The sequence below is a fragment of the Pseudomonas sp. SK2 genome, from assembly GCF_016772395.1.
Classification (GTDB): domain Bacteria; phylum Pseudomonadota; class Gammaproteobacteria; order Pseudomonadales; family Pseudomonadaceae; genus Aquipseudomonas; species Aquipseudomonas taiwanensis.
Genome location: NZ_CP061944.1, coordinates 275,257 through 301,722 on the forward strand (window position 1 = coordinate 275,257; position 26,466 = coordinate 301,722).

Below are 26,466 nucleotides of genomic sequence, written 5' to 3' on the forward strand. Positions count from 1 at the left end.
TATAGTGGCTACAGGGTGTTCACTTGGCAACAGGCGCATTTTAAGGACGACCTCATGAACCAGCCTGTCAGCCACGAACACACGCACGACCATGCCCACGGCCAGGGTGGCGATAGCCACTGCCACGATTCCCATGCTCACAGCTGCTGCGGCGCCAGTGCTGCGCCCGCGTTCGTGCAATTGACCGAAAAGGCCAGTGATGATGCGCAGTTCAGCCGCTTTCGCATCGAGGCCATGGACTGCCCGACCGAGCAGACGCTGATCCAGGACAAACTGGGCAAGCTGGCCGGTATCGAGCAGTTGGAATTCAACCTGATCAACCGCGTGCTGGGTGTGCGCCACACGTTGGGTGCAACAGCCGACATCGAACGGGCCATCGACAGCCTGGGCATGAAGGCCGAGCCGATTGCTGCCCAGGACGATGCCACGCCAGCCACGCCACAACCGGCCAAGATCCGCTGGTGGCCTCTGGCATTGTCAGGTATTGCCGCGATCGCCGCCGAAATCGTGCACTTTGGCGCACTGGCCCCGGAGTGGGCAGTAGTCGCATTGGCGCTGGCAGCCATTCTTGGCTGCGGTCTGGGCACTTACAAGAAGGGCTGGATCGCCCTGAAAAACCGTAACTTGAACATCAACGCGTTGATGAGCATTGCGGTGACGGGCGCCGTACTGATCGGGCAGTGGCCCGAAGCTGCCATGGTGATGGTGCTGTTTACCATCGCCGAGCTGATCGAAGCGCGTTCGCTGGACCGCGCGCGCAATGCCATTGGCGGGTTGATGCAACTGACTCCGGACATGGCAACAGTGCAGCAGGCGGATGGCCAGTGGCGCGAGGTGGCGGTGCGTGAGGTGGCTCTTGGCGCGCGGGTTCGGGTACGCCCCGGTGAACGCATCGGCCTGGACGGTGAAGTGACCAGCGGCCGATCCAGTGTCGATCAAGCACCGATCACCGGCGAAAGCCTGCCTGTGGAAAAGACCGTGGGCGACAAGCTGTTCGCCGGCACCATCAACCAGGCGGGGGCGCTGGAGTTCCGGGTAACTGCTGCTGCCGGGCAGTCGACCCTGGCGCGGATCATCAAGGCCGTCGAGCAAGCGCAAGGCGCGCGCGCCCCTACCCAGCGTTTTGTCGACCGTTTTTCGCGTATCTACACGCCGGCAGTGTTTGCCATCGCCTTGGCTGTGGCACTCATCCCTCCGCTGCTCATGGCTGGTGCCTGGTTCGACTGGGTTTACCGCGCCCTGGTGCTGCTGGTGGTGGCCTGCCCGTGCGCCCTGATCATCTCGACCCCGGTGACCATCGTCAGCGGCCTGGCGGCAGCCGCGCGCAAAGGCATCCTGATCAAGGGCGGCGTTTACCTGGAGGGTGGACGCCATCTGGATTTCCTGGCCCTGGACAAGACCGGCACCATCACCCACGGCAAACCGGTGCAGACCGACGTCAAGGTGCTGGAACCGACGTTCGAAGACCGCGCACAAGCCCTGGCCGCCAGCCTGGGCGAGCGCTCTGACCACCCGGTTTCCCGCGCTATCGCCCAATACGGCAAGGAGCAAGGCCTGGCCATGAGCGAGGTGGATGATTTTGCCGCGCTGGCCGGGCGTGGCGTGCGAGGCACCATTGCCGGTGAGGTCTACTACTTGGGCAACCACCGCCTGGTAGAGGAGCTGGGGCTGTGTTCGCCCGAGTTGGAATCCCAGCTGGATGCGCTGGAACGCCAGGGCAAGACCGTGGTCCTGCTACTCGACCGCTCTGGCCCGCTGGCGCTGTTCGCCGTGGCGGACACCGTCAAGGACAGCAGCCGCCAGGCCATCGAAGAGCTGCATGGGTTGGGCATCAAGACTGTCATGCTCACGGGTGACAATCCGCATACCGCGCAAGCCATCGCCGCCGTGGTAGGGATAGACCGTGCCGAAGGTAACCTGCTGCCCGCCGACAAGCTGAAAACCATCGAAGCGCTGTACGCCCAGGGTCATCGGGTGGGTATGGTCGGTGACGGCATCAACGACGCCCCGGCCCTGGCCCGCGCCGAGATCGGTTTTGCCATGGCGGCAGCCGGTACCGACACTGCCATCGAGACTGCCGATGTGGCACTGATGGACGATGACTTGCGGAAAATCCCGGCCTTCGTCAGGCTGTCGCGCCACAGTGCGGCGATCCTCATGCAGAACATCGTTCTGGCATTAGGCATCAAGGCGATATTCCTGGCGATCACCTTCGCCGGCATGGCCACCCTGTGGATGGCGGTATTCGCCGACATGGGCGTGAGCCTGCTGGTGGTGTTCAACGGCTTGCGCCTGTTGCGCAAATAGAGGACATGCATGCTGAGTTCGGAGCTGAAAGCCTTCTACATGGTGGCCCGTCTGGGCAGCATCACCTTGGCGGCGAAGAAGCTTGGGCTCAGCCAGCCCACGGTCACCACGCAAATCCGTAACCTGGAAGGCCAGTACGCCGTGGAGTTGTTCTACCGTGGCGGGCGGCGCCTGGTTTTGAGCGAGGAGGGCGTGCGCCTGCTGCCGATGGTCAAGGCATTGCTGCAGCAGGAGGCCGACATCGAGTTCGAGCTGCGCAACAGCGGCCAAGCCCAAGGCAGCTTGCGCCTCGCGGCGACCGCGCCGTTCTACATTCTTGACCTGGTAAAGATCTACCGCGAACGCTTGCCGCAGGTGGAAGTCGCGGTGGAGATCGGTAACTCGCAGCAGGTACTGGAAATGCTTGAGGACTACCGGGTGGACATCGCCGCATCGTCGCAACTGGTAGAAGATCCGCGACTGGTTCGGCGGGTCCTGGGGAGCGATCCGCTGGTGGTGGCGGTGCACCGTAGCCACCCGTTGGCCCATCGCCAGACGGTATCGATCGAGGCGGTGGCCGGGCATTGCCTGCTGGTACGCGAGAAAGGCTCGACCACCCGCAAACTGACCGAGCAGATGATGCAGGAGGCGGGGGTGAAGGCCGGGGCACTGTTGGAAATCGGCAGCCGCGAGTCGATACGCGAGGCGGTGCTGCGCAATATCGGCATCAGTGTGATTGCCCGCCACGAGGTGCCGCACAACCCGGAACTGCGGGTGCTGGCGCTGGAGGATGCGCCAGTCATGCACGAGTACCTGTACTGCCTCAAGGAGCGGCGCCAGGCCAGGTTGCCAGCGGCCTTCCTTGGTGTAGCCCAGGAAGTGGCCGGTTCACGCTTCTGAGGATCTTGCAGGAGCGGTCGATACAAAATCTGCCTATGCCACTATCACCGGCTTTTGCCTGAAAGCCACAGAACCTTCGCACAGCATTCCTAGCATGGCCCCATCTCTTCGATGAGGCCCTGCCATGACCCCCACCAACTCCGGCGCACCACTGAAAGTGCGCAACATCCACAAGCGTTTCGGTGCCTTCACGGCGCTCAACGATGTTTCGCTGGACATCACCGCCGGCGAACTGGTGTGCCTGCTTGGCCCATCCGGCTGTGGCAAGACGACGCTGCTGCGTTGCATTGCCGGGCTGGAGCGTCAGGACCGTGGTGCGCTTTACGTCGGCGAGCGCGATATCTCCGAGCTGCCACCCCAGGCCCGAGACTACGGCATTCTGTTCCAGTCCTACGCGCTGTTCCCCAACCTTACCGTCGAAGCCAACATCGCTTACGGCCTTGCTGGCAGTGGTCGCGAGCAGGTCCGCCAGCGGGTGGCCGAGATGCTCGATCTGGTAGGCCTTTCTGGCAGTGAGAAGAAGTATCCCGGGCAGCTGTCCGGTGGCCAGCAGCAACGGGTGGCCCTGGCCCGCGCACTGGCGCCGTCGCCATCGCTGTTACTGCTGGACGAGCCGATGTCGGCACTGGACGCCCGGGTGCGTGAGCACCTGTGCACCGAACTGCGCGAACTGCAACGCCAGTTGGGTATCACCACGTTGATGGTTACCCACAACCAGGATGAAGCCATGCTGATGGCCGACCGCATTGCGGTGATGAACAACGGCCAGGTCGAGCAGTACGCCACCCCGCAGGAAATCTACGACCAGCCGGCCACGCCGTTCGTCGCCGAGTTCGTCGGCCAGGGCAACTGGCTGCCATTCCAACGCCGCGACGACAGCCATGCCCTGGTCGGCGGCCTGGACATGCGTCTGGCGCCAGGTTCGGCCCAGGCCAGCAGTGGCCGGCTGTTCTGCCGCCCGGAGGCCATCACGGTGAACCCAGTGGTACACGAAGACAACGTGTTCCCCGCCAGGGTCCGCGAGATCACCTTCCTCGGTAACCGCTGCCGCATGAGCTTCGAACTCAAGGCACTGCCAGGCCATGCCCTGCTGGCCGAACTGACGCCCGAGGTGATGCCACGCCTGGGTTCGCAGGATATCTGGGTGGCGTTGCCACCGCAGAGCCTGCAGGTGTTTGCCTGAGATGGCCGTGCCAATGTCCCTGCCGCTCAACCAGGGCAAGGCCGCGCCGCGTGCTGGCGTCGCCCTGAGCGACCGGTTGTTCGTCGTCGGCGGCAAGAGCCTGCTGCTGATCCTTCTGGTGCTGGCCGTGCTGATGCCGCTGTTGGCGATCTTCTGGCGTGGTTTCAGTGGTGAAGCGGGTCAGGGCGGTGGCTTGCTGGCGGCCCGTGAACTGTTCGCCAGCGACAACTTCCACTGGTTGCTGGGCAACAGCCTGTCGGTGGCCTTCACCGTCGCGGTCATCGTCGTGCCGCTGGCCTACCTGTTTGCCTTCGCCTTGCAACGCACGTTGATCCCGGGCAAAGGCCTGTGGCGAGGGATTTCGCTCTTGCCGCTGCTGGCCCCGTCGATGCTGCCAGCCATCGCATTGGTCTACCTGTTTGGCAATCAGGGCCTGCTGCGCGGGTTGTTCGACGACAACATCTATGGCTTCTGGGGCATCGTGCTGGGCGAGGCGATCTACACCTTCCCGCATGCGCTGATGATCCTGCTGTCGGCATTGTCGCTGGCCGATGCTCGCCTGTTCGATGCCGCCTCGAGCATGGGCGCCGGTCCGTGCCGGGCATTTACCAGCATCACCTGGCCGGCCACGCGCCACGCTGTGTTCGCTGCGTTCTGCCTGGTCTTTACCCTGACCATCACCGACTTCGGCGTACCGGTCGTGGTCGGTGGCGACTATCAGGTGCTGGCGCTGGAGGCTTACAAGGCCGTGGTCGGCCAGCAACAGTTTGGCCGTGGCGCGCTGATCGGCATGGTGCTGCTGCTACCAGCCCTGTTCAGCTTCAGCGTCGATGCCTGGCTGCGCCGGCGTCAGGGCCAGGCCATGAGTGGCCGTGCCCAGGTATTCGAACCCAAGCCGTCGCGTGGCCGCGATGCCTGCTGCCTGGCCATCGTGCTGCTGGTGTGTGCGGCATTGCTGCTGGTGATCGGCATGGCAGTGTACTCATCGCTGGTCACCTTCTGGCCCTACAACCTGTCGCTGTCGCTGCGTCACTACAGGTTCGAAGACACCGCCGGTGGCGGCTGGCTGGCCTATCGCAATAGCGTGACCATGGCCATTTGCACCGCGCTGATTGGCAGCGTCGTGATCTTCACCGGTGCCTACCTGATGGAGAAGACCCAGGGCCAACGCCTGCTCAACCAAGCGCTGCGCCTGCTCAGCTTCATTCCCATGGCCGTGCCGGGACTTGTGCTGGGGCTGGGCTACGTATTCTTCTTCAACCTCAATGGCAACCCGCTGCATGTGTTTTACGGCGGCATGGGGTTACTGGTGGTGTGCACCATTGCCCATTACCTCACCACCGCGCAGATGACCGCGACCACTGCCCTGCGTCAGCTCGACGGTGAGTTCGAGGCGGCTGCGCTGTCGTTGAAGGCGCCGCTGTGCAAGCACTTCCTGCGGGTGACCGTGCCAATCTGCCTGCCGGCGCTGCTGGACATCATCCGCTACCTGTTCGTCTCGGCGATGACTACCGTGTCGGCCGCGATCTTCCTGTATAGCCCCGATACCCTCCTGGCCGCCGTTGCCGTGCTGAACATGGACGACGCCGGCAACGTGGGGGGTGCCGCCGCCATGTCCACCTTGATTCTGCTGACCAGTGCCAGCGCTTCACTGTTGCTGGCCACAGCCTCACGCGGCCTGCTGCGCCGCTCCCAAGCCTGGCGCCAACGCGCCGCGACCGCCTGACCTGTAAGGACCCAACCCATGTACAAGCACCTTGCACTTGCCGCAGCCGTTTCCGCCATGTTCAGCCTGCAGGCCTCGGCCGCGGGTACCCAGCTGATGGTTTACACCGCCTTGGAGGCGGAACAGCTCAAAAGCTACAAGCAGGCCTTCGAACGGGCCAACCCGGACATCGAGATCAAGTGGGTTCGGGACTCCACTGGCATCATTACCGCCAAGCTGCTGGCCGAGAAAGACCGTCCGCAAGCCGACGCGGTATGGGGCCTGGCGGCGTCCAGCCTGGCCATCCTCGACCAGAACGGCATGCTCGAAGCCTACGCCCCGAAAGACCTGGGCAAAATCGCCGCCAATTACCGCGATGCCGCCAACCCCCCTGCCTGGGTGGGCATGGACGTGTGGGCCGCGACCATCTGCTTCAATACCATCGAGGCCCAGAAGCAGGGCCTGAGCAAGCCGGTGAGCTGGCAGGACCTGACCAAGCCGGAGTACAAGGGCAAGATCGTCATGCCCAACCCCGCTTCGTCGGGTACCGGCTTCCTCGACGTGAGTGCCTGGTTGCAGACCTTTGGCGAGCCGCAAGGCTGGGCCTACATGGATGCGCTGCACCAGAACATCGGCCAGTACGTCCACTCCGGTTCCAAGCCGTGCAAGCTGGCGGCGGCAGGCGAGTTCCCGATCGGTATCTCGTTCGAGTACCCGGCCGTGCAGCTCAAGCGCCAGGGTGCGCCGCTGGACATCGTGTTGCCGAAGGAAGGCCTGGGTTGGGAAATCGAGGCGACGGCGGTGATCAAGGGAACGCCCAAGGCAGATGCGGCCAAGCGTCTGGCTGACTTCTCGGCAAGCCCAGCGGCCATGGAGCTGTACAAGGAAAACTTCGCCGTACTGGCTGCGCCGGGCATCGCCAAGCCGCAGACCGAGTTGCCGGCGGACTATGAACAACGCCTGATCAAGAACGACTTTGCCTGGGCTTCGAAGAACCGTGATCAGATTCTGGCCGAGTGGCGCAAACGCTATGACGGCAAGTCGGAAAAGGTGGCCCAGCAGTAACCACCTGCCCTTTCTCGGGCGCAGCGGTTTTGTCCGGGAAATGGCCAGCAACCCATCAAGCCAGGAGAAAACAGTCATGCCCACCCCAGCGCAGATCGTGGACAGCACCTTCGCCCTTTATGAGCGGCACGGCAGCGACGACTACATCGGCGAAGCCATCACCCAGCTCGAACACATGTCCCAGGCTGCGCAACTGGCCATGGCCGAAGGGTTCGACGATGAAGTCGTGCTGGCGGCGTTCTTCCATGACATCGGCCATCTGTGTGGCGGTGACGCCAGCATGGGCGGCTATGGGGTGGTTAGCCACGAACGTATCGGTGCCGAGTATTTGCGCCGCTGTGGCTTTAGCGAGCGCATGGCGCGGCTAGTTCAGTTTCACGTGGAGGCCAAGCGCTACCTGACCTTGCGGCAACCGGGGTATTACCAGCGGTTGAGCGAGGCGAGCCGGCGGACCTTGGAATATCAGGGAGGCGTGATGAGCGACTCGCAAGCCGATGCGTTCGAACGGGACCCGCTGTTCGACGTGAGCCTACGGATGCGGGAGTGGGACGAAAAGGCCAAGGAGGTCGGAGTGCCGGTGATCGACCTCCATGTGTTGAGGCAGAAGGCGCTGGCGCTGCTTTAAGGAATGGGCACTTGTGCTCGGCTCTTCGCGGGTAAACCGTTCCTACAGGTTCAATGCAACCCCTGACTGTAGGGGCGGGTTTACCCGCGGAGGGGCCAGGGCGCCTCTCAAAATTGCGAAACCAGCGCCTCCAACTGTTCCTGCCGTTCAGCCTGATTCAGCTTCGCCCCCGGATTGAGGGTCGACCATTGCGGGTGCGCCCGCGCCTTGCTCAAGGCTTCTGGCAACTTGCCCTCGCGCCAGGCCTTTTCATCCAGCTCACCCAGGCGGATGCTGTCTTGCGCGGCATGCCCGCGGTTGTCCAACGCCACCATCAACTGCTGCTGACGCAAGGCCAGCAAGCGTAATACCGTGTCGTCCACGGTCAGCTCGCGCTTGCCCTTGAGCTTGCCCATCAACCGCGACCCATAGTTGCGCGCGGTCTGTAGCGCGCCTCCGGCTATTGCCCCGGCCAATGCCGCCGCGCCCAGGGTGAGGCCGCCAACCAGCAAATCGACTCCGGCACCGGCTGCAGCGCCGGCAGCCACGCCGCTGCCCAGGCGAACACCGAGTAATTTCAAGGTTTCGGGGTTGAACAGATCGTCACCCCAGCGGCCATCCAGTAATGGAAGTTCGCCCGCATGGGCATCCTCACGGCGGAAGGCATACAGCTTCAACAAGGCTTCGACGCAACGCTGTTCACGTTGACGTATATCTTGTCGCAGCGCTTCTATGGCTCGGGCTTCGGCGGCCGGCTCGGCCGCGACACTGCGGCGGCAGGCGGCGCAGTCCAACAGCAGTTCGGCGATCAGACGTTTGCCGCTTTGCTGGCGAGCCAGGCGCTGTGCCTGCTGGTCGTCGATCAAGCGCTGCAAGGCCGGGCGGGCCTCCTCCAACAACAGAGCCAGGCTTTCGTACAAGCGGCGTTCACCGTCTTCGGGCGGGGCCACGCTATCGAACCGCACCAGTGCGTGCAGGCCCAGTCGGGCCAGGGCTTCACGCCACTGCGGTTCGCGGTGTTGGTGGCTGGCGACGAAGTTGAGCACGGGCAAAAGCGGCTTGCCACAGCCGGCCAACACCTCTAGTTCGTCTCGGTACTTGGCCAGCACCGGTTCGCGGGCGTCGATCACGTACAGACCGGCATTGCTGGCCAGCAACTGACGCAGGACCTTGGCCTCCTGCTCGAAGCGCTGGCGCGCTTCGCTGCCCTGAAGAAACCGTTCCAGTCGGGCCGGGCCGTCGAGGCGCTCGCCGGGGCGTTCCAGGCGCTCCAGGTAGTCGAGCAGGGCGATGGCATCTTCGAGGCCCGGGGTGTCGTAGAGCTCAAGCAGCGGCTGGCCATCCACGGACAGGCGTGCGCCTTCGACGTGGCGGGTGGTGCTCGGTCGATGGGATACTTCGCCGAAGCCGACATCGCGGGTGAGGGTACGCAGCAATGAGGTCTTGCCCACATTGGTGTGGCCTACCACGGCCAGTTTCAATGGCTCAGTCATGGCCTTGCTCCAGCCAGGTCAGGGGCGAAGTGTCGGCGTGTGGCAGGCCCAGGCGATCCAGGGCTTCATGCCAGTCGCCCAGTCGTTCGGCATCCAGTGCCTCGCCCGGTGCTTCTTGCAGCAGCCAGATGCGCGTGGCCCCGGCATTGCGTGCCAACTCGGCAAGCAAGGCGAGGCTGCCGCGGTCCGGCGAGCGGCGGGGGTCGCAGGCGATGGCCAGGCGGGCCGGGGGGAAACGGCTCAACTGTTCGAGCAGGCGGTTGCGCGACTCGCGGCTGTCGAGCACGCCAGCATCGGTGACGGCCTTGGGCAAGACGGGAGGCCAGGGGCGCTGGTCATCGAGCTCCAGCCCTACCAGCAGCGCGCCGCCATTGCCGCGCTGAGAGTGGCCCGCTTCGAAGTGCGGCAGGGTGTCGGGGGCAGCATCCTGCACACCGATACGCTCGCTACGAGGCATCAGCACTTCGCGCAGTTGCGCATAGCCTGGCAAACTCAAGTCCAGGGTCAGGCGTTCGCGACCCTGGCGCCAACGCCACAGGCAAAGCCCGGCCAGTAATAGCCGAGGGAGCAGGCCATAGACCAGCACCACGCCCAGCAACCAGCTTGCCCAGGCCTGACGAGCGACCTCCAGGGCCGGTAGTGTGTCGCCGCTGGCTCGAATCATGGTTTCGTCTGGCGTGGCGAAGCCCAGAAGCGAGGGCAGGGCACCCAGTACCTGGGTCAGGTGAATGAATGGCTCGGCGGCCAGCAAGGTGGTTTCCCAGACGAAGCCATAGCGTCGGGTGGCGAGCAAGGCGAGCAGCATCCCCAAGGCGCTTAGCATTGCCAGCAGCCATAGTCCGTGCACCAGCAGGCCAAGCAGCCAGCGATTCAGGCGTTGGCGTTGCAGCAGCACCATCAGGGCGGGCGCCAGATGCGCGGCCTTGGCATCGCGAGCGAAGCGCTCACTGAGCCAGAGCCAGAGGCGCCCAAGGCTGGCGCCATGTTCACCGCTCAGGGTGAAGCCAACAGCCCAGCCCACCAACATCAGCAGGTTCAGCCCGAGCAGGCTGCCCAGCGCCCAGAACACATTCACCGCCCGCTGGCCATCACCCAAGGCCGCCAGCGCCAGGCCAGCGCCGCTGAATACAGCCATCAGCAGCAGAGCCAGCAGCGCCAGGCGGGCGCCTTGCTTCCAGTGGTGCAAGGCAGCGGTCATGCCATCGCGCTCGGCAAGGAACAAGGCGCGGCGCTCGATGCGCACCGCCAGGTCGCCGCCTTGCTGGCGGGCGTGTCGGTTGGCTTCCTGGTCCTCCAGGGGGCCGGCGTGTTCCTCGCGCAGGCGCACCGCTTCGGTGAGCCAGCGCTTGTCGAGTTCGGTCGGTCCAGTCACAAGGTCTTCCATTGCACGGTTCAGGGCAGAAGCATAACCCACGGCGGGTTTGCTATCCTCGCCGGCATGACTACCTCACTCCCCCTCAGCCTGATCGCGGCGCTCGCCGAGAACCGTGTGATCGGCATCGACAATTCCATGCCCTGGCATCTGCCGGGGGATTTCAAGTTTTTCAAGGCCACCACCCTGGGCAAGCCGATCATCATGGGGCGCAAGACCTGGGATTCTCTGGGGCGGCCGCTGCCGGGGCGCTTGAACATCGTCGTCAGCCGCCAACCTGGCCTGCAGTTGGCGGGTGCCGAGGTGTTCGCTTCGCTGGAAGCGGCGTTGGCCCGTGCCGAGCAGTGGGCGCGTGAGCAGGGCGTCGATGAGCTCATGCTGATCGGCGGGGCGCAGCTGTATGGGCAGGCGCTCGAAAAGGGGCTGGTCAGCCGGATGTACCTGACCCGGGTGGAGCTGTCTCCGCAAGGGGACGCGTGGTTCCCCGAGTTCGACAAGGCGCAGTGGGCTCTGCGCTCGAGCGATCCGCAACCCGCAGAGGGCCAGGGGCCGGCGTACCATTTCGAGGTCTGGGAGAAGGCCTGAGGGTTGGGCTTTCGGTCTTGTGACGGGGCTATGGCCTACACCCCCCCTACATCAATGGCGGTGTAGGGGCGGTTCGCGGGCGATCAGCGCTATGAACGGCTCAGGAGTGACTCAGCTCTGCATGCTGATCACCTGCCAGCACATCCTTGTTGGTCTCTTTCAGTAGCTGACTGGTCACCACACCAGCAGTCATCGAGCCATTCACGTTCAGCGCCGTGCGGCCCATGTCGATCAGCGGCTCGACCGAAATCAGCAGCGCCACCAACTCCACTGGCAGTCCCATGGCCGGCAGCACGATCAGCGCCGCGAAGGTCGCACCGCCGCCGACGCCGGCAACGCCTGCCGAACTCAAGGTAACGATGGCCACCAGCGTGGCGATCCACAGGGGGTCGAAGGTGTCGATGCCCACGGCGGGTGCCACCATCACCGCGAGCATCGCTGGATAGAGACCGGCGCAGCCGTTCTGGCCGATGGTCGCACCGAACGAGGCGCTGAAGCTGGCGATCGACTGCGGTACGCCCAAACGGCGAGTTTGCGCTTCGATGTTGAGCGGGATGCTGGCTGCACTGGAGCGGCTGGTGAAGGCGAAGGTGAGCACCGGCCAGACCTTGCGCAAGAAGCGCAGCGGGCTGACGCCGGTCATGGCAAGGATGATACCGTGGACCACGAACATCAGGCCCAGGCCGATGTACGACACCAGTACGAAGCTGCCCAACTTGAGGATGTCCTCCAGGTTGGAGCTCGCCACTACCTTGGTCATCAGGGCCAATACGCCGTAGGGCGTCAGTTTCATTACCAGGCGCACCAGGCGCATTACCCAAGCCTGTAGGGTGTCGATGGCCGACAGGGCGCGCTGGCCTTTTTCAGCGTTGTCCTTGATCAGCTCGAGCGCGGCAAGGCCGACGAACACGGCGAAGATCACCACACTGATGATCGAGGTTGGTTTGGCCCGGGCCAAGTCGCCCACCGGGTTGCTGGGGATGAACGAAAGCAGCAACTGCGGGATGTTGAGGTCGGCGACCTTGCCTGCATAGTCGCTGTGGATGGCTTGCAGGCGCGCGCTCTCTTGGGCGCCAGCTACCAGGCCCTCGGCGCTAAGGCCGAACAGGTTGGTCAGGGCGATACCGATCAGTGCTGCGATGGCCGTGGTCAGCAGCAGCGTGCCGATGCTCAGCACACTGATGCGACCCAGCGAAGAGGCATTGTGCAGGCGAGCCACTGCGCTGAGGATCGAGGCGAAGATCAGCGGCATGACGATCATCTGTAGCAAGCCAACGTAGCCGTTGCCGACCAGATCGAGCCAGCCCAGAGTGGCTTTGAGAACCGGGTGACCTGCACCGTAGACAGTGTGCAGCGCCAGGCCGAAGACCACGCCTAGCACCAGCCCCAGCAAGACTTTCTTCGCCAGGCTCCAGTCGGTGCGGCGGGTTTGTGCCAGGCCCAGCAACAAGGCCAGGAATGCCAGCAGGTTGAGTAACAGCGGCAGATTCATTGAAGCTCCAGGAAAAAGCAGAAGAGGCATCGCCTCTGTGAGCGATTGCGAACAGAAATGCTAACAGCCTGAAAACAAACGAATTTATATCTAAAAGTAATTTGGATAGTCGCTAATGGAATAACACTGTGTCGCAGGTGGCAATCAACACGGCGTTTGCAGCTGTGTGAAGGTCGTTGTGGGCCTGGGGTCTTGTTGCTTCCTGAACTAGTTTTCTTCGGTCATTTCAGGAGATCCGCACATGAAGTTCGCTCCGAAAGCTCTGGCCATCGGCCTTTCTTTGTTATTCAGTGTCGAAACCTGGGCCACCGAGCTCAAGCATTGGCCGGCCGAGGCGGCCAAACAGCTCGATTCGATGATTGCCGCCAACGCCCACAAGGGTAATTACGCGGTGTTCGACATGGACAACACCAGCTACCGCTTCGACCTTGAGGAGTCGCTGTTGCCGTTCATGGAGAACAAGGGGCTGCTCACCCGCGACAAGCTCGACCCTTCCCTCAAGCTGATCCCGTTCAAGGACACCGCCGAGCACAAGGAAAGCTTGTTCAGCTACTACTACCGCTTGTGCGAAATCGACGACATGGTCTGCTACCCCTGGGTGGCGCAGGTGTTCTCCGGGTTCACCTTGAAAGAGCTGAAGGTCCAGGTCGATGAGCTGATGGCCTTGGGCAAGCCGATTCCCAGCACCTATTTCGAAGGCGACCAGGTAAAAGCCATCGAGGTACAGCCGCCCAAGGTGTTCACCGGGCAGACCGAGCTGTACAACAAGTTGATGGAGAACGGTATCGAGGTGTACGTGATCTCGGCCGCCTCGGAAGAGCTGGTACGCATGGTGGCTTCCGACCCCAAGTACGGCTACAACGTGAAGCCTGAGAACGTCATTGGCGTGAGCCTGCTGCTCAAAGATCGTGCAAACGGCCAGCTGACCACCGCGCGCAAACAGATTACCGAGGGGAAATACGATGCCAAGGCCAACGAGGGCCTGGAACTGACGCCTTACCTGTGGACCCCTGCCACCTGGATGGCGGGCAAGCAGGCGGCGATTCTCACCTATATCGACCAGTGGAAGAAGCCAGTGCTGGTGGGCGGCGACACCCCGACGAGCGATGGCTACATGCAGTTCCATGGGGTGGATGTGAACAAGGGTGGAATCCACCTGTGGATAAACCGCAAGGCCAAGTACATGGACCAGCTCAACGGGATGATCTCGAAGAACGCGGCGGCGCAGGCCAAGGAAGGCCTGCCGGTGACGGCGGACAAGAACTGGGTGATCGTGACGCCGGAGCAGATTCAGTAAGGGGCAGACCCACTCCATCGCTGGCCTGTCAGCGCCGACAGAGGGTGACGCACCCTATGTCGAGGCCTTGGCAGGCAAAAAAAACCGGCGCACCAGGCGCCGGTTTTTTTGCCGCGGAGCCTTACAGCCCTTCGAGCATCGCTTTGTTGCGCACAGCACCCTTGTCGGCACTGGTCGCCAGCAACGCATAGGCCTTCAGTGCGGTAGTGACCTTACGGGGACGCGCTTCGACCGGCTTCCAACCCTTCTTGTCCTGCTCGACGCGGCGCTCGGCCAGCTCTTGGTCACTGACCAGCAGGTTGATCGAACGGTTGGGGATGTCGATCAGGATCTTGTCGCCATCGCGCACCAGGCCAATTGCACCACCGGCAGCCGCCTCTGGCGAGGCGTGGCCGATCGACAGGCCCGAGGTACCGCCGGAGAAGCGGCCGTCGGTGAGCAGGGCGCAGGCTTTGCCCAGGCCCTTGGACTTCAGGTACGAAGTCGGGTAGAGCATTTCCTGCATGCCCGGGCCGCCTTTCGGGCCTTCGTAGCGGATGATGACGACGTCACCGGCTTTCACTTCGTCGGCGAGGATGCCGCGAACGGCGCTGTCCTGGCTTTCGAAGATCTTCGCGGTGCCTTCGAACACGTGGATCGACTCGTCGACACCGGCAGTCTTCACCACGCAGCCGTCGAGGGCGATGTTGCCGTACAGCACGGCCAGGCCGCCTTCTTGCGAGTAAGCGTGCTCGACGCTACGGATGCAGCCTTCGGCGCGGTCGTCGTCCAGGGTTTCCCAGCGGGTCGACTGGCTGAACGCGGTCTGCGTCGGAATGCCCGCCGGACCTGCCTTGAAGAAGGTGTGCACGGCTTCGTCATCGGTCTGGGTGATGTCCCACTTGGCGATGGCTTCTTCCATGCTGCGGCTGTGCACGGTCGGCAGGTCGGTGTGCAGCAGGCCGCCACGGGCCAGCGAACCGAGGATGCTGAAGATGCCGCCAGCGCGGTGGACGTCTTCCATGTGGTACTTCTGGATGTTCGGCGCCACTTTGCACAGTTGCGGCACCTTGCGGGACAGGCGATCGATGTCACGCAGGTCGAAGGCCACTTCGGCCTCCTGGGCCGCGGCCAGCAAGTGCAGGATGGTGTTGGTCGAACCCCCCATGGCGATGTCCAGCATCATGGCGTTCTCGAACGCCTTGAAGTTGGCGATGTTGCGCGGCAGTACCGAATCATCGTTCTCGCCGTAGTAACGCTTGCACAGCTCGACGATGGTGCGGCCAGCGGTGAGGAACAGCTGTTCGCGGTCGGAGTGGGTAGCCAGGGTCGAACCGTTGCCCGGCAGGGCCAAGCCCAGGGCTTCGGTCAGGCAGTTCATTGAGTTGGCGGTGAACATACCGGAGCAGGAACCGCAGGTCGGACAGGCGCTGCGTTCATATTCGGCGACTTTTTCGTCGCTGGCCGACGAGTCGGCGGCGATGACCATGGCGTCGACCAGGTCCAGGCCGTGGCTGGCGAGCTTGGTCTTGCCGGCTTCCATTGGGCCGCCGGAGACGAAGATCACCGGGATGTTGAGGCGCAGGGCGGCCATCAGCATGCCGGGGGTGATCTTGTCGCAGTTGGAAATACACACGATGGCATCGGCGCAGTGGGCGTTGACCATGTACTCCACGGCGTCGGCGATGATCTCGCGGCTCGGCAGCGAGTACAGCATGCCGTCGTGGCCCATGGCGATGCCGTCGTCGACCGCGATGGTGTTGAACTCCTTGGCCACGCCACCGGCGCGCTCGATTTCGCGGGCGACCAGCTGGCCCAGGTCCTTCAGGTGCACATGGCCCGGGACGAACTGGGTGAATGAGTTGGCGATGGCGATGATCGGTTTCTTGAAGTCTTCGTCTTTCATCCCGGTGGCGCGCCACAGGGCGCGGGCGCCGGCCATGTTGCGGCCTTGGGTGGATGTCTTGGAACGATAATCAGGCATGAAGCACTCCTGGCGGCTGAATCAGGTCACAAAAAGGGGAGTGAGCTTCTCTTGTCCTTTGCGCCGCAGGCCGGTTGCCACTGGCACGGATGAGGCCGAAGACACTGCGGGATCGCCGCATGTTCGACCAGAGCTCATAAACCCGCCGGGGATGACTGGCGATGAATAGGTCGATTCTACACCGCTGGCGCCGCGAGGGAATGGCGATGTGTCTGGGCGGTGACTTTGACCGAATGGCCGGTCGTTTGTAGGACCGTTCTGAAATGCCTCCGGAGGGGCTGACACACCCAGCCTGGCTACCTATGATCCGCCGCGCCGCATGTGCGGCTTCACGAGAAATGACCTCAATGGACCTTCCCAGTTTCAGTTCGTACAGAACCTGCAAATTGGCACTGAGCGCGCCGTCGCCAGGGCTGCCGAGGGCTTGAGTCCGTATGACTGAGGTCTGCGGGCGCCTGGCGCGGCGTCTGGAGAACCTCATGCAACATCCAATCGATAACGACACCCTGCACCTGGACACCCGTGCAGCCCTCGAAGCAGAGCGGCGCGAAGCGACCGAAGACATTCACAAAGGCGCGTCGATCACCAATCATGTCGGCAACCTGCGGGATGCAACCCTTGGGCTGCTCTACCGCAAGCGCGTGCTATGGCTGGTGGTGCTGGTTTTCGGAAACCTGTTTTCCGGGGCTGGCATCGCGGCCTTTGAAGAAACCATCGCTGCCAACATCGCCCTGGTGTTCTTCCTACCCCTGCTTGTGGACAGCGGCGGTAATGCGGGGGCCCAGTCTGCAACGCTGATAGTGCGGGGGCTGGCGACCGGCGAAGTGGTCATGCGCGACTGGTGGCGGATGCTGGTCCGTGAGCTTGGTGTCGCTTTGGCACTTGGATGCACCATGGCATTGGCGGTGGCGTCGTTGGGCTTGTTGCGCGGCGGGCCGCTGATTGCCCTGGTGGTGGCCAGCAGCATGGTCGTGATCGTGCTGGTCGGTAGTCTGATCGGTATGAGCTTGCCGTTCCTGCTCAGCCGCTTCAGGCTCGACCCGGCCACAGCGAGTGGGCCGCTCATCACATCAATTGCCGATGCGGTGGGGGTGATGGTGTATTTCGGGGTTGCTTCGTTCGTTCTGGGCGTCTGAGACGCAGCGACCGATTCTTGAAAGGTCACCCATGGGCCAGTTCGAGAGCTGGCCCATGGGTGACCTCGGTTCTTTCAGGCTTTCATCAGCTGTTGGGCAGCAACCGGCACGTAATGCTCTTGATATAGCGGGTTTCGGCAATGGCCGGATGCACCGGGTGGTCCGGGCCTTGGCCGCCGCGTTCGAGCAGCTGCATGTTGCGGTCCAGGTGGCGGGCGCTGGTCAGCAGGATGTTGTGCAGGTCGTCCTCGGGCAGGTGCATCGAGCAGGAGGCGCTGACCAGAATGCCGTCCTTGGTCAGCATGCGCATGGCCTGTTCATTCAGGCGGCGGTAGGCCGCTTCGCCGTTTTTCAGGTCCTTCTTGCGCTTGATGAACGCGGGTGGGTCGGCAATGATCACGTCGAAGCGTTCTTCGGCGGCCTTGAGCTCACGCAATGCCTCGAAGACATCGCCTTCGATGCAGGTGAGTTTTTCGCTGATACCGTTGAGCGCGGCATTGCGCTCCACGCCATCCAGGGCGAAGCCCGAAGCATCGACGCAGAACACTTCGCTGGCGCCGAAAGCGCCGGCTTGCACACCCCAGCCTCCGATGTAGCTGAACAGGTCGAGCACGCGCTTGCCCTTCACGTAGGGGGCCAGGCGTGCACGGTTCATGCGATGGTCGTAGAACCAGCCGGTCTTCTGGCCTTCACGTACCGGGGCCTCGAACTTCACGCCGTTTTCTTCCAGCGGCACCCAGTCCGGAACTTCGCCGTAGACGGTCTCGACGTAGCGCTGCAGGCCTTCTGCATCACGCGCGGCGGAATCGTTCTTGAACAGGATGCCGCTGGGCTTGAGCACCTGGACCAGTGCCGCGATGACGTCATCCTTGTGCAGTTCCATGGTGGCCGACGCCAGCTGAACCACAAGGATGTCGAAGAAGCGGTCGACCACCAGGCCTGGCAGCATGTCGGAATCGCCATAGACCAGGCGGTAGCACGGTTGCTCGAACAGGCGCTCGCGCAACGACAGGGCGACGTTCAGGCGATGCACCAGCAACGACTTGTCCAGCGGCAGCTTGGCATCGCGCGACAGCAGGCGGGCGCAGATCAGGTTGTTGGGGCTCAGCGCGACGATGCCCAGCGGTTTGCCGTTGGCTGCCTCGAGGACGGCCTGCTGTCCGGCCTGCAAGCCTTGCAGCGGGGTCGCATTGACGTCGACTTCGTTGCTGTAGACCCACAGGTGGCCGGCGCGCAGGCGGCGGTCGGCATTGGCTTTGAGGCGAAGGCTGGGCAGGGACATGACGTCGCTCCGGGAAAAAAGAGCGGGATTATATCCTTTTGCTACGGGATCCGGGGCCAGGCGCGACAAAGTGGCGGCTGTACCGACAGGAATACGCGGCGCCGGCACGGTTCATCTGGGTTAGAATCCCCTCGACCTTCACGAGTGTGCACGTATGTCCCAAGAACTCAGCGCCGAGCAGATCCAGCAAGCCTTGCAAGGCATCACCATTCCGCCGCAACCGCAGATCATGGTCGATTTGCAGTTCGAGCAGTACATGCCTGACCCGGACCTGGAAACCATCGCCAAGCTGATTTCCCAGGACCCAGGCCTTTCGGGCGCCTTGCTCAAACTGGTGAACTCCCCGCAGTTCGGCCTCTCCAACAAGATTGGCTCGATCCAACGTGCGGTGAACCTGCTGGGCAGCCGCTCGATCATCAACCTGATCAACGCCCAGTCGATCAAGGGTGAAATGAGCGACGAAACCATCGTTACCTTGAACCGCTTCTGGGACACCGCCCAGGATGTGGCCATGACCTGCCTGACGCTGGCCAAGCGTACCGGTATCCAGGCCGTGGACGAGGCCTACACGCTCGGGCTGTTCCACGATTGCGGCGTACCGCTGATGCTCAAGCGCTTCCCCAACTACATGGATGTGCTTGAAGAGGCCTACGCCCAAGCCGGTGAAGAAACCCGCGTGGTCGATACCGAAAACCGGGCCTTCAACACCAACCACTCGGTGGTCGGCTACTTCACCGCCAAGTCCTGGCGCCTGCCAGAGCACATCAGCGGGGCCATCGCCAACCACCACAACGCCTTGGCGGTGTTCCGCGACGAATCCTCGCGCAATGCCCAGACCCAGCTGAAGAACCTGCTCGCGGTGCTGAAGATGGCCGAGCATATCTGCGCCTCGTATCGCGTGCTGGGTAATCAGGCCGTCGACCATGAGTGGAATGCGCTCGGCCCGCTGGTCCTCGATTACATCGGGTTGTCGGAGTACGACTTCGAGAACCTCAAGCAGACCCTGCGCGAGTTGGGGCACTGATTCATGCCTGAGTTACCAGAAGTCGAGACAACCCGACGTGGCATCGAGCCCCATCTGGTTGGCCAGCGTGTCAGCCGGGTAGTCGTGCGTGATCGGCGGCTGCGCTGGCCAATCCCTGAGGATCTGGACATACGCCTTTCGGGCCAGCGCATCCTCAGCGTGGAGCGACGCGCCAAGTACCTGCTGATCAACGCAGAGGTTGGCACCTTGATCAGCCACCTTGGGATGTCGGGGAACTTGCGCCTGGTCGAATTGGGGGCGCCGGCGGCCAAGCATGAGCATGTCGACATCGAGCTGGAATCGGGGCTGATGCTGCGCTACACCGACCCGCGCCGCTTCGGCGCGATGCTCTGGAGCCTCGACCCGTTCAATCACGAATTGCTATTGCGCCTGGGGCCGGAGCCGCTGACCGACCTGTTCGATGGCGAGCGCCTGTTCCAGCTTTCCCGCGGGCGCTCGATGGCCGTGAAACCGTTCATCATGGACAACGCCGTGGTGGTAGGGGTGGGCAACATCTACGCCACCGAGGCGCTGTTCGCCGCCGGTATCGACCCACGCAGAGAGGCGGGCGGCATCTCGCGGGCCCGTTACTTGAAGCTGGCCATCGAGATCAAACGGGTGCTGGCCGCAGCCATCGAACAAGGTGGCACGACGCTGCGCGACTTCATCGGTGGCGACGGGCAGCCTGGGTACTTCCAGCAGGAGCTGTTCGTGTATGGCCGAGGCGAACTGCCGTGCAAGGTGTGCGGGACGACCTTGCGAGAGGTTAAGCTGGGACAGCGGGCCAGCGTGTACTGCCCGCGCTGCCAGCGCTGAATTCCAAGGCTAGATCGCCGGCAAGCCGGCGATGGCGGCATCACGCTTTACCGGTGATCCGCCGGTACTTGGCCATCAGCTCATCATGGGTTTCTGGATGGGCCTCATCCAGCGGAATGCAATCTACCGGGCAGACTTGCTGGCACTGCGGCTCGTCGTAGTGGCCGACGCACTGGGTGCACAGATTGGGGTCGATCACGTAGATCTCTTCGCCTTGGGAGATTGCCTCGTTCGGGCACTCGGGTTCGCAGACGTCGCAGTTGATGCAATCGTCGGTGATGATCAGGGACATTGGGACTCCGGCCGGGGCTCACAGCCCGGGCATGTTCAACGCGGTAGGCACAATTGTGCCGCATTCGCGCCCGCAGTGCACGCGGGCGCGATGGTCAGGCGATGAGGGTTACTTCTTGAAGCGTTCGGTCAGGGCGTCGGCCACCGCTGGGTGGACGAACTTGCTGATGTCCCCGCCCAGCGCTGCGATCTCCCGGACCAGCGTCGAAGAGATGAACGAATAACGCTCCGATGGCGTCAGGAACAGGCTCTCGACATCGGGTGCCAGTTGCCGGTTCATGTTCGCCAGCTGGAACTCGTATTCGAAGTCGGACACTGCACGCAGGCCACGCAGGAAGACGTTGGCGTTCTGTTCCTTGGCAAAATGCGCCAACAGGGTGGAGAAGCCGATGACTTCGACATTGGGCAGGTGCTTGGTGACCTCACGGGCCAGCTCTACCCGTTGTTCCAGTGGGAACAGGGGGTTTTTCTTGGGGCTGGCCGCCACCGCGATGATCACATGGTCGAACAGGCGCGAAGCGCGTTCGACCAGGTCGCCATGGCCCTTGGTAATGGGGTCGAAAGTACCCGGGTACAACACTCGGTTCATCGCGTCATCCTGGCTGGAGTGCGTTGGGGAGTCGGATGGTAGCGCAGCGACTGCGCCCGGCCAAGTCGCGCGGCCGGAAGTTGGCACTATAGACAGAGGGGGCGCAGGTTGTCATGCGCCCTGTGCCAGCCGGGTAATCAGGGCATCGGTGAGCTTGGCGCTAATGGCGTAGACCGATAGCTGCGGGTTGGCACCGATGCTGGTGGGAAACAGTGAACCGTCGTGAATCGACAGGTTTTCCAGCTGGTGATGTCGGCCCAGGCTGTCGCACACCGCTTGGCGCGGGTCCTCGCCCAGCGCGCAGCCGCCCATGACGTGGGCGCTGCCAAGGCGGGTACGGAAAAGCTCCAGGCGCAGGCCATCGATCAGGGTCAGGGCCTGTTGCGGGTTGTCGACATAGCGGGCATCGCTATGTACGGGGGCTACCTGTCTCGCTCCAGCGGCGAACTGGATCTGCGCCATGCTTCGATAGGCCCGCCGCAGGCCGTCGCGCAGGTAGTCGGTTACGGGGTAGTCGAGCACAGGCGAGCCGTCGCCCCGCAGTTCCACTTCTCCCCCTTGGCTCTGCGGATGAAAACCGTCACGCAGCAACGCCAGCATGACATGGGTGTGGGGCAGGTCAGCCATGCGCTGGGCGTTCTCGGCGCCATACCCGCCCAGCAAGGTGCTGGCCAGGGCCGGGTGCAACGGTGGTACCTCCAGTTTGTAGCCCACAGGGCTGTCGGTACCGTCCTGCCACTGGAAGTGGTCGCTATAGATGGATTGCGGGGCGCCGTAATAAGGGTCGATGCGCGCGTCGAAGCGTGCTGCGCTGAAGTTCACCAAGTGCAGGAAGGTGCGTTTGCCCAGGCGCTTGTGCGGGTCGGGGGCTTGCGAGCGCAGCAGCAGGGCGGGGCTGTTGATGCCGCCGCCGGCGAGAACGAAGTGTCGGGCACGAACCGTGATCTGCCGGCCGTTGGGGTGCACTCCCTGAGCGTCGAGCGCCTGGCAGTGCAGTTGCACGATGCGTTCTCCGTTTTGTTCCAAGCGCACGGCCCGCGCCAGGTAAAGCAGCTCGCCCCCGTTGTCGAGGGTGGCCGGGATATGGGTCACCAGCATCGACTGCTTGGCGTTGACCGGGCAGCCCATGCCGCAGTAACCCAGGTTCCAGCAGCCGCGCACGTTGCGTGGGATCACCGCCCAGCGGTAGCCCAGGCTTTCGCAGCCACGGCGCAAGACGTCATTGTTGGCATTCGGGGGCACGGCCCAGGGGGTGATTCCCAGTTGTTGCTCCACACGCTCGAACCACGGCTTCAGCACGTCCTCGGCCAGCCCTTTCACGGCATGTTCCCTGGCCCAGTGCGCCAGGGTCTGGGGCGGCGTACGGAAGCTGGAAGTCCAGTTGACCAGCGTGGTACCGCCCACTGCACGGCCTTGGAGGATAGTGATGGCGCCATCCTTGCTCATTCGCCCCAACCCTTCCTGATACAGACTGGCGTAGGCCTCATCCTCCAGCAGGTGGAAGTCGCTGCTGGTCTTGAGCGGGCCTTCTTCGATCAGCAGTACCTTGAATCCGGCTTCGGCGAGCATGTGCGCGCTGGTAGCGCCGCCCGCGCCGCTGCCGATGATGGCGATATCGGCCTGCAGGCTCAGGTCGTGCTCCAGACGCGAGCCGTCGTGGGTGATCCAGCCGCGTTCGAGGCCTTGACGAAACGGGTCGATGACAGGCATTGGCGATGCTCTTGTTGGGGGGTCAAATGTTCGGGGGGCCTGGGTAGCCGCACGCGGCCCAGGCTTCGGGCCGTTCGTACCAGGCCATCAGCAGCAGTTGCAGCAAGGATGAGTGGCCCATGCGTAGCAGGTTCAGCGAACTGTCCTGCCAGCGTTGCAGAAAGGCATTCACCTGCTGGGCGTCGGCCTGTTCCCAGCTACCCCAGATGCCTGTCAGTGGGCCGCGGGTGAGAGGCAGGCTCAGCACATCGAACAGCTGCCGGGTGAGCTTGAGCATCTCTGGCGACAATGCCGCCAACGTGTGATCGAGGCTGTGCAGCACCAGCTCCCGTGACGCTCGTGTACCCGCCAGCACCACGGGAATCAGGGCCTGAAGCACAGGCACATCGTCGTCTCGCAGCACCTGGAAGCCCGCCGCGGGCAATTGGGACGTGCAGCCAACCAGGCTGGTGGTGGCCAGAAACGCACTGGCGCCCAGGCTGAAACGCAGCAGATCGCGGCGATGCATGGGCGGCCCTCAGCGGATGAACAGCTTGTAGATCAAGCGCTGCACGGCTTTGCCATAGGGCGGGTAGATCAGTCGAGCCGTGTTCAGGCGCTGTTTGGCCAGCACTGCCTTGGCCTTGCTGAAGGTCTGAAACCCCTCCAAACCATGGTAGTGCCCCATCCCCGAGGGCCCGATACCGCCGAAGGGCAGGTCGTCCTGAGCGACATGCAGCAAGGTGTCGTTCAGGCACACGCCGCCCGAGTGGCTATGGCGCAGGACGTGCTCCTGTTCGCTGCGCTCGTAACCGAAGTAGTAAAGCGACAGCGGGCGCGGGCGCTGGTTGATGTAGCTGAGGGCGTCGTCGAGGGTGTCATAGGGCACCACAGGTAGCAGCGGGCCGAAGATTTCGTCCTGCATCACGATCATGTCGTCGTTCACACCCAGCAACAGGTGCGGCGGCAGGCGTCGGCCCTGCCGGGTTTCGTCCGGATACAGGTCGATGACCTGTGCCCCTTTGTGCCGGGCATCGTCCAGCAAGCCTTGCAGGCGTTGCAGTTGTCGCGGGTTGATGATTGCGCTGTAGTCGCGGTTGTCGGCAATCGTGGGATAGAAGCGTCGAACGGCGCGGCGGTAGGCATCGCTGAAGCCATCGAGCCGATCACGGGGCACAAGGACGTAATCAGGGGCGACGCAGGTCTGGCCAGCATTGAGGGTCTTGCCGAAGGCGATACGCTCGGCAGCGGCATCCAGCGGGACCGTGGCCGAGACGATGGCCGGTGATTTGCCGCCCAGCTCAAGCGTTACCGGCGTCAGGTTGTGGGCCGCGGCCAGCATCACCTGTCGACCGATGCTGGTGGCACCGGTGAACAGCAGATGGTCGAACGGCAGGCGGGCAAAAGCCTGGGCGACCTCGACCTCTCCCAGTACCACGCTGACCAGGTCGCTGGGGAACACCCGTTCCAGCGTTGTCTTGAGGGCCAGTGCGCTGGCGGGTGTGGCCTCGCTGAGCTTGAGCATGACGCGGTTGCCCGCTGCCAGGGCGCAGGTGAGCGGCCCGATGGCAAGGAACAATGGGTAGTTCCACGGCACGATCACGCCCACTACGCCCAACGGCTGGTACAACACCTGGGCCTTGGCGGGCTGGAAGGCGAGTCCAACCTTTCGGCGGCTTGGGCGCATCCAGCCGTGCAGGTGACGCTCGGCATGGCGCAGGCCCTGTACCGAGGGCAGCAGTTCCGCCAGCAGCGTTTCATCGGCACTACGGCCGTCGAAGTCGGTGTCGATCGCCGCGACCAACCGGTCCTGGTCCGCCAGCAGAGCCTCGCGCAGGCTCTTGAGCCACTGTCGTCGCTGGGCCTCAGGGGGCATGGGGTTGCCGGCGAATGCCTGGCGCTGGGCGGCGAACGTCGCCGCCAGGTCGGTGTCGGAATTCACGGGAGGCAAGGCGATGGACGAGGACATTTCGGCTCCGGCGAGGCTGAGAGTCTCTAGAGCCTATACTCTAATTCGTACGGTGGTACGAAAATTTCAAGCGGTGATCCGCTGCAATACACCGTAATATGCCCATTAATGGAAGCCCGCAGACTGGGAGCTGAGCATGGCCCCGCGCATAAAGACCCGAGAGCGCATCGTGCAGAGCAGCCTGGAGCTGTTCAACCAGCAGGGCGAGCGCAGCGTCAGCACCAATCACATTGCTGCATTCATGGAGATTTCGCCCGGAAACCTCTATTACCACTTCCCCAACAAGCAGGCGATCATCGCCCTGTTGTTCAGCCAGTACGAAGCGCTGGTGGACAGTTTCCTACGCCCACCCCAAGGCCGTGCGGCGACGGTGGAAGACAAGCGTTTCTATCTCAAGGCATTGCTGGCGGCGATGTGGAACTACCGATTCCTACACCGCGACCTGGAGCACCTGCTCGACAGCGACCCGGAGTTAGCCGCCCGTTACAGGCGTTTTTCCGAGCGCTGCCTGCGCCAGGGCCAGGCGATATACCGGGGCTTCGTCGATGCCGGGATCCTGACCATGGAATCGGCGCAGATCGAGTCGCTCACCATCAACGCCTGGATTGTGCTGACTTCCTGGGTGCGCTTTCTCAGCACCACTCGTGAACATTCCGCGCACCTGGGTGAAGAAGCATTCAAACGAGGTGTCTATCAGGTACTGGTGCTGGAACTGGGGTTCGTGACCCGCGAGGCGCGCAGTGCCGTGGATGCGCTGTGCCAGGAATTCCATGTACCGTTCAACCAGGCCCTGGAGCCATGAACCAGGGCTTATCTGCCATTGTTCAGGAGACTGTCATGCCCTTAGCGCAATTGATCACCCCGCAGCAGCTGGCCGAGCGTCTGGACTCGCCCACGTTGGTGGTCCTCGATTGTCGTTTTGCCTTGGAAGATGTCGATTACGGCCAGCGCAGCTATGCCGGAGGTCATATCGCCGGGGCGCATTTCGCCGATCTGGAGCGCGATCTCAGTGGTCCGGTGACCAAGGGCAAGACGGGCCGTCATCCCTTGCCTGAGCCGCGCCGCCTGGTAGAGCGGCTGCGTGAATGGGGGGTGGACAATGACAGTGAAGTGGTGCTGTACGACGATGGACCGGGTGCGTTTGCCGCGCGTGCCTGGTGGCTGCTGGCTTGGCTGGGCAAGCGCGATGGCGTGTTCATCCTCGACGGTGGGCTCAAAGCGTGGCACGCCGCGCACCTGCCATTGAGCCTGGATCCTCCGCCCAAGCGCCAAGGGACCTTCACCGGCGAGCCGGACATGAAGTTGCTGATCGACGCCGGGCATCTGGCCAAGCGCTTGGGGAGCCCGGACCTGACCCTGCTGGATGCCCGGGCCTTGCCACGTTTTCGTGGTGAGGTGGAGCCGATCGACCCCGTCGCGGGGCACATTCCAGGGGCGCAATGTGCGGCCTTTACCGACAACCTGGGGGCGGATGGACGATTCTTGCCGGCAGAGCAGCTCAAGCAGCGCTATGCCGAGAAACTGGCGGGGCGTGAACCTGATCAGCTGGTGGCTTACTGCGGGTCGGGCGTAACGGCGTGCCACAACCTGTTCGCGCTGGCGTTGGCGGGGTATCCGTTGGGACGGTTGTATGCGGGGTCTTGGAGCGAATGGATCAATGACCCCGAACATGGCGTCGCTACAGGGGAGTGAGTCATCGGTTGCCGGGACTGTCGCCGGCAATGG

Annotated in this window: 23 protein-coding genes; 13 read left to right on the plus strand and 10 right to left on the minus strand. The window is 63.2% G+C overall.

Annotation, left to right across the window (positions count from 1 at the left end; all coding sequences use genetic code 11):
* Window positions 1–54 precede the first annotated feature (54 nt).
* From IF103_RS01215 to IF103_RS01240, 6 genes are all read left to right on the plus strand, one after another.
* Complete coding sequence (locus IF103_RS01215) at window positions 55–2,307, plus strand: heavy metal translocating P-type ATPase (protein ID WP_202675809.1); 2,253 nt, start codon at window positions 55–57, stop codon at window positions 2,305–2,307.
* A gap of 9 nt (window positions 2,308–2,316) precedes the next feature.
* A complete protein-coding gene (locus tag IF103_RS01220) occupies window positions 2,317–3,186 on the plus strand; it encodes a LysR family transcriptional regulator (RefSeq protein WP_023378166.1) in 870 nt (289 codons plus the stop codon).
* A 124-nt stretch (window positions 3,187–3,310) separates the two neighbouring features.
* The gene (locus IF103_RS01225; RefSeq protein WP_023378167.1) at window positions 3,311–4,369 is read left to right on the plus strand and encodes a putative 2-aminoethylphosphonate ABC transporter ATP-binding protein; all 1,059 of its coding nucleotides are present in this window, start codon (window positions 3,311–3,313) and stop codon (window positions 4,367–4,369) included.
* A gap of 1 nt (window position 4,370) precedes the next feature.
* On the plus strand, window positions 4,371–6,095 hold the full coding sequence (locus IF103_RS01230) for a putative 2-aminoethylphosphonate ABC transporter permease subunit (RefSeq protein ID WP_023378168.1): 1,725 nt from the start codon (window positions 4,371–4,373) through the stop codon (window positions 6,093–6,095).
* Between the two features lie 18 nt (window positions 6,096–6,113).
* Entirely contained in the window at window positions 6,114–7,139 is a 1,026-nt protein-coding gene (locus IF103_RS01235; protein WP_023378169.1) for a putative 2-aminoethylphosphonate ABC transporter substrate-binding protein, read from the plus strand.
* Between the two features lie 76 nt (window positions 7,140–7,215).
* Window positions 7,216–7,764, plus strand: a complete 549-nt coding sequence (locus IF103_RS01240) for a phosphonate degradation HD-domain oxygenase (RefSeq protein ID WP_023378170.1) — start codon at window positions 7,216–7,218, stop codon at window positions 7,762–7,764.
* A gap of 107 nt (window positions 7,765–7,871) precedes the next feature.
* Here the strand turns inward: IF103_RS01240 and IF103_RS01245 are convergent, their stop codons facing one another.
* Both IF103_RS01245 and IF103_RS01250 read right to left on the minus strand, forming a co-directional pair.
* A complete protein-coding gene (locus IF103_RS01245; RefSeq protein ID WP_023378171.1) occupies window positions 7,872–9,236 on the minus strand; it encodes a GTPase/DUF3482 domain-containing protein in 1,365 nt (454 codons plus the stop codon).
* The gene (locus tag IF103_RS01250; protein ID WP_041925430.1) at window positions 9,229–10,620 is read right to left on the minus strand and encodes a DUF2868 domain-containing protein; all 1,392 of its coding nucleotides are present in this window, start codon (window positions 10,618–10,620) and stop codon (window positions 9,229–9,231) included. The genes IF103_RS01245 and IF103_RS01250 overlap by 8 nt, the downstream gene beginning before the upstream one ends.
* Before the next feature lie 54 nt (window positions 10,621–10,674).
* Here IF103_RS01250 and IF103_RS01255 point away from each other — a divergent pair, with 54 nt between their 5' ends.
* On the plus strand, window positions 10,675–11,193 hold the full coding sequence (locus tag IF103_RS01255) for a dihydrofolate reductase (protein ID WP_202675810.1): 519 nt from the start codon (window positions 10,675–10,677) through the stop codon (window positions 11,191–11,193).
* A 100-nt stretch (window positions 11,194–11,293) separates the two neighbouring features.
* Here IF103_RS01255 and IF103_RS01260 read toward each other — a convergent pair whose 3' ends face one another.
* A complete protein-coding gene (locus IF103_RS01260; protein ID WP_023378174.1) occupies window positions 11,294–12,685 on the minus strand; it encodes an L-cystine transporter in 1,392 nt (463 codons plus the stop codon).
* A gap of 241 nt (window positions 12,686–12,926) precedes the next feature.
* Here IF103_RS01260 and IF103_RS01265 point away from each other — a divergent pair, with 241 nt between their 5' ends.
* Window positions 12,927–13,982 (plus strand): HAD family hydrolase, encoded by a 1,056-nt coding sequence (locus tag IF103_RS01265; protein WP_023378175.1) that lies wholly within the window; start codon window positions 12,927–12,929, stop codon window positions 13,980–13,982.
* A gap of 121 nt (window positions 13,983–14,103) precedes the next feature.
* Here IF103_RS01265 and ilvD read toward each other — a convergent pair whose 3' ends face one another.
* Window positions 14,104–15,945 carry a dihydroxy-acid dehydratase gene (gene ilvD / locus IF103_RS01270; RefSeq protein WP_023378176.1) on the minus strand — a complete coding sequence of 614 codons (1,842 nt, stop codon included), beginning with the start codon at window positions 15,943–15,945 and terminating at the stop codon, window positions 14,104–14,106.
* Window positions 15,946–16,424: 479 nt separating this feature from the next.
* On the opposite strand from ilvD, the gene IF103_RS01275 reads away from it, so the two are divergent.
* Complete coding sequence (locus IF103_RS01275) at window positions 16,425–17,081, plus strand: magnesium transporter (RefSeq protein ID WP_081669746.1); 657 nt, start codon at window positions 16,425–16,427, stop codon at window positions 17,079–17,081.
* An 85-nt stretch (window positions 17,082–17,166) separates the two neighbouring features.
* Here the strand turns inward: IF103_RS01275 and IF103_RS01280 are convergent, their stop codons facing one another.
* A complete protein-coding gene (locus IF103_RS01280) occupies window positions 17,167–18,363 on the minus strand; it encodes a class I SAM-dependent rRNA methyltransferase (protein ID WP_023378178.1) in 1,197 nt (398 codons plus the stop codon).
* 208 nt (window positions 18,364–18,571) lie between these two features.
* On the opposite strand from IF103_RS01280, the gene IF103_RS01285 reads away from it, so the two are divergent.
* A complete protein-coding gene (locus tag IF103_RS01285) occupies window positions 18,572–19,387 on the plus strand; it encodes an HDOD domain-containing protein (RefSeq protein ID WP_177325253.1) in 816 nt (271 codons plus the stop codon).
* Between the two features lie 3 nt (window positions 19,388–19,390).
* Entirely contained in the window at window positions 19,391–20,203 is an 813-nt protein-coding gene (mutM, locus tag IF103_RS01290; RefSeq protein ID WP_023378180.1) for a bifunctional DNA-formamidopyrimidine glycosylase/DNA-(apurinic or apyrimidinic site) lyase, read from the plus strand.
* A 40-nt stretch (window positions 20,204–20,243) separates the two neighbouring features.
* Here the strand turns inward: mutM and IF103_RS01295 are convergent, their stop codons facing one another.
* From IF103_RS01295 to IF103_RS01315, 5 genes are all read right to left on the minus strand, one after another.
* Window positions 20,244–20,495: a YfhL family 4Fe-4S dicluster ferredoxin gene (locus tag IF103_RS01295; protein ID WP_023378181.1), complete on the minus strand. Its 252-nt coding sequence runs from the start codon at window positions 20,493–20,495 to the stop codon at window positions 20,244–20,246.
* A gap of 108 nt (window positions 20,496–20,603) precedes the next feature.
* Window positions 20,604–21,083, minus strand: coding sequence for a pantetheine-phosphate adenylyltransferase (coaD, locus tag IF103_RS01300; RefSeq protein WP_023378182.1), 480 nt, complete (start codon window positions 21,081–21,083; stop codon window positions 20,604–20,606).
* A gap of 111 nt (window positions 21,084–21,194) precedes the next feature.
* Window positions 21,195–22,793, minus strand: a complete 1,599-nt coding sequence (locus IF103_RS01305; protein ID WP_202675811.1) for a GMC family oxidoreductase — start codon at window positions 22,791–22,793, stop codon at window positions 21,195–21,197.
* 22 nt (window positions 22,794–22,815) lie between these two features.
* Window positions 22,816–23,301 carry a hypothetical protein gene (locus IF103_RS01310; RefSeq protein WP_023378184.1) on the minus strand — a complete coding sequence of 162 codons (486 nt, stop codon included), beginning with the start codon at window positions 23,299–23,301 and terminating at the stop codon, window positions 22,816–22,818.
* A 9-nt stretch (window positions 23,302–23,310) separates the two neighbouring features.
* A complete protein-coding gene (locus tag IF103_RS01315; RefSeq protein ID WP_027907897.1) occupies window positions 23,311–24,741 on the minus strand; it encodes a coniferyl aldehyde dehydrogenase in 1,431 nt (476 codons plus the stop codon).
* A gap of 136 nt (window positions 24,742–24,877) precedes the next feature.
* On the opposite strand from IF103_RS01315, the gene IF103_RS01320 reads away from it, so the two are divergent.
* A complete protein-coding gene (locus tag IF103_RS01320; protein ID WP_023378186.1) occupies window positions 24,878–25,543 on the plus strand; it encodes a TetR/AcrR family transcriptional regulator in 666 nt (221 codons plus the stop codon).
* 35 nt (window positions 25,544–25,578) lie between these two features.
* A complete protein-coding gene (locus tag IF103_RS01325; RefSeq protein WP_023378187.1) occupies window positions 25,579–26,433 on the plus strand; it encodes a sulfurtransferase in 855 nt (284 codons plus the stop codon).
* The last annotated feature ends 33 nt before the right edge of the window (window positions 26,434–26,466 follow it).

Coding starts and splice junctions, on each gene's coding strand:
- IF103_RS01320 (WP_023378186.1), top strand. CDS start 24,878: ATGGCCCCGCGCATAAAGACCCGAGAGCGCATCGTGCAGAGCAGCCTG.
- IF103_RS01315 (WP_027907897.1), bottom strand. CDS start 24,741: ATGTCCTCGTCCATCGCCTTGCCTCCCGTGAATTCCGACACCGACCTG.
- IF103_RS01240 (WP_023378170.1), top strand. CDS start 7,216: ATGCCCACCCCAGCGCAGATCGTGGACAGCACCTTCGCCCTTTATGAG.
- IF103_RS01225 (WP_023378167.1), top strand. CDS start 3,311: ATGACCCCCACCAACTCCGGCGCACCACTGAAAGTGCGCAACATCCAC.
- IF103_RS01235 (WP_023378169.1), top strand. CDS start 6,114: ATGTACAAGCACCTTGCACTTGCCGCAGCCGTTTCCGCCATGTTCAGC.
- IF103_RS01230 (WP_023378168.1), top strand. CDS start 4,371: ATGGCCGTGCCAATGTCCCTGCCGCTCAACCAGGGCAAGGCCGCGCCG.
- IF103_RS01245 (WP_023378171.1), bottom strand. CDS start 9,236: ATGACTGAGCCATTGAAACTGGCCGTGGTAGGCCACACCAATGTGGGC.
- IF103_RS01265 (WP_023378175.1), top strand. CDS start 12,927: ATGAAGTTCGCTCCGAAAGCTCTGGCCATCGGCCTTTCTTTGTTATTC.
- IF103_RS01215 (WP_202675809.1), top strand. CDS start 55: ATGAACCAGCCTGTCAGCCACGAACACACGCACGACCATGCCCACGGC.
- IF103_RS01295 (WP_023378181.1), bottom strand. CDS start 20,495: ATGTCCCTGATCATCACCGACGATTGCATCAACTGCGACGTCTGCGAA.
- IF103_RS01220 (WP_023378166.1), top strand. CDS start 2,317: ATGCTGAGTTCGGAGCTGAAAGCCTTCTACATGGTGGCCCGTCTGGGC.
- IF103_RS01280 (WP_023378178.1), bottom strand. CDS start 18,363: ATGTCCCTGCCCAGCCTTCGCCTCAAAGCCAATGCCGACCGCCGCCTG.
- IF103_RS01310 (WP_023378184.1), bottom strand. CDS start 23,301: ATGCATCGCCGCGATCTGCTGCGTTTCAGCCTGGGCGCCAGTGCGTTT.
- coaD (WP_023378182.1), bottom strand. CDS start 21,083: ATGAACCGAGTGTTGTACCCGGGTACTTTCGACCCCATTACCAAGGGC.
- mutM (WP_023378180.1), top strand. CDS start 19,391: ATGCCTGAGTTACCAGAAGTCGAGACAACCCGACGTGGCATCGAGCCC.
- IF103_RS01255 (WP_202675810.1), top strand. CDS start 10,675: ATGACTACCTCACTCCCCCTCAGCCTGATCGCGGCGCTCGCCGAGAAC.
- IF103_RS01275 (WP_081669746.1), top strand. CDS start 16,425: ATGCAACATCCAATCGATAACGACACCCTGCACCTGGACACCCGTGCA.
- IF103_RS01325 (WP_023378187.1), top strand. CDS start 25,579: ATGCCCTTAGCGCAATTGATCACCCCGCAGCAGCTGGCCGAGCGTCTG.
- IF103_RS01250 (WP_041925430.1), bottom strand. CDS start 10,620: ATGGAAGACCTTGTGACTGGACCGACCGAACTCGACAAGCGCTGGCTC.
- ilvD (WP_023378176.1), bottom strand. CDS start 15,945: ATGCCTGATTATCGTTCCAAGACATCCACCCAAGGCCGCAACATGGCC.
- IF103_RS01305 (WP_202675811.1), bottom strand. CDS start 22,793: ATGCCTGTCATCGACCCGTTTCGTCAAGGCCTCGAACGCGGCTGGATC.
- IF103_RS01260 (WP_023378174.1), bottom strand. CDS start 12,685: ATGAATCTGCCGCTGTTACTCAACCTGCTGGCATTCCTGGCCTTGTTG.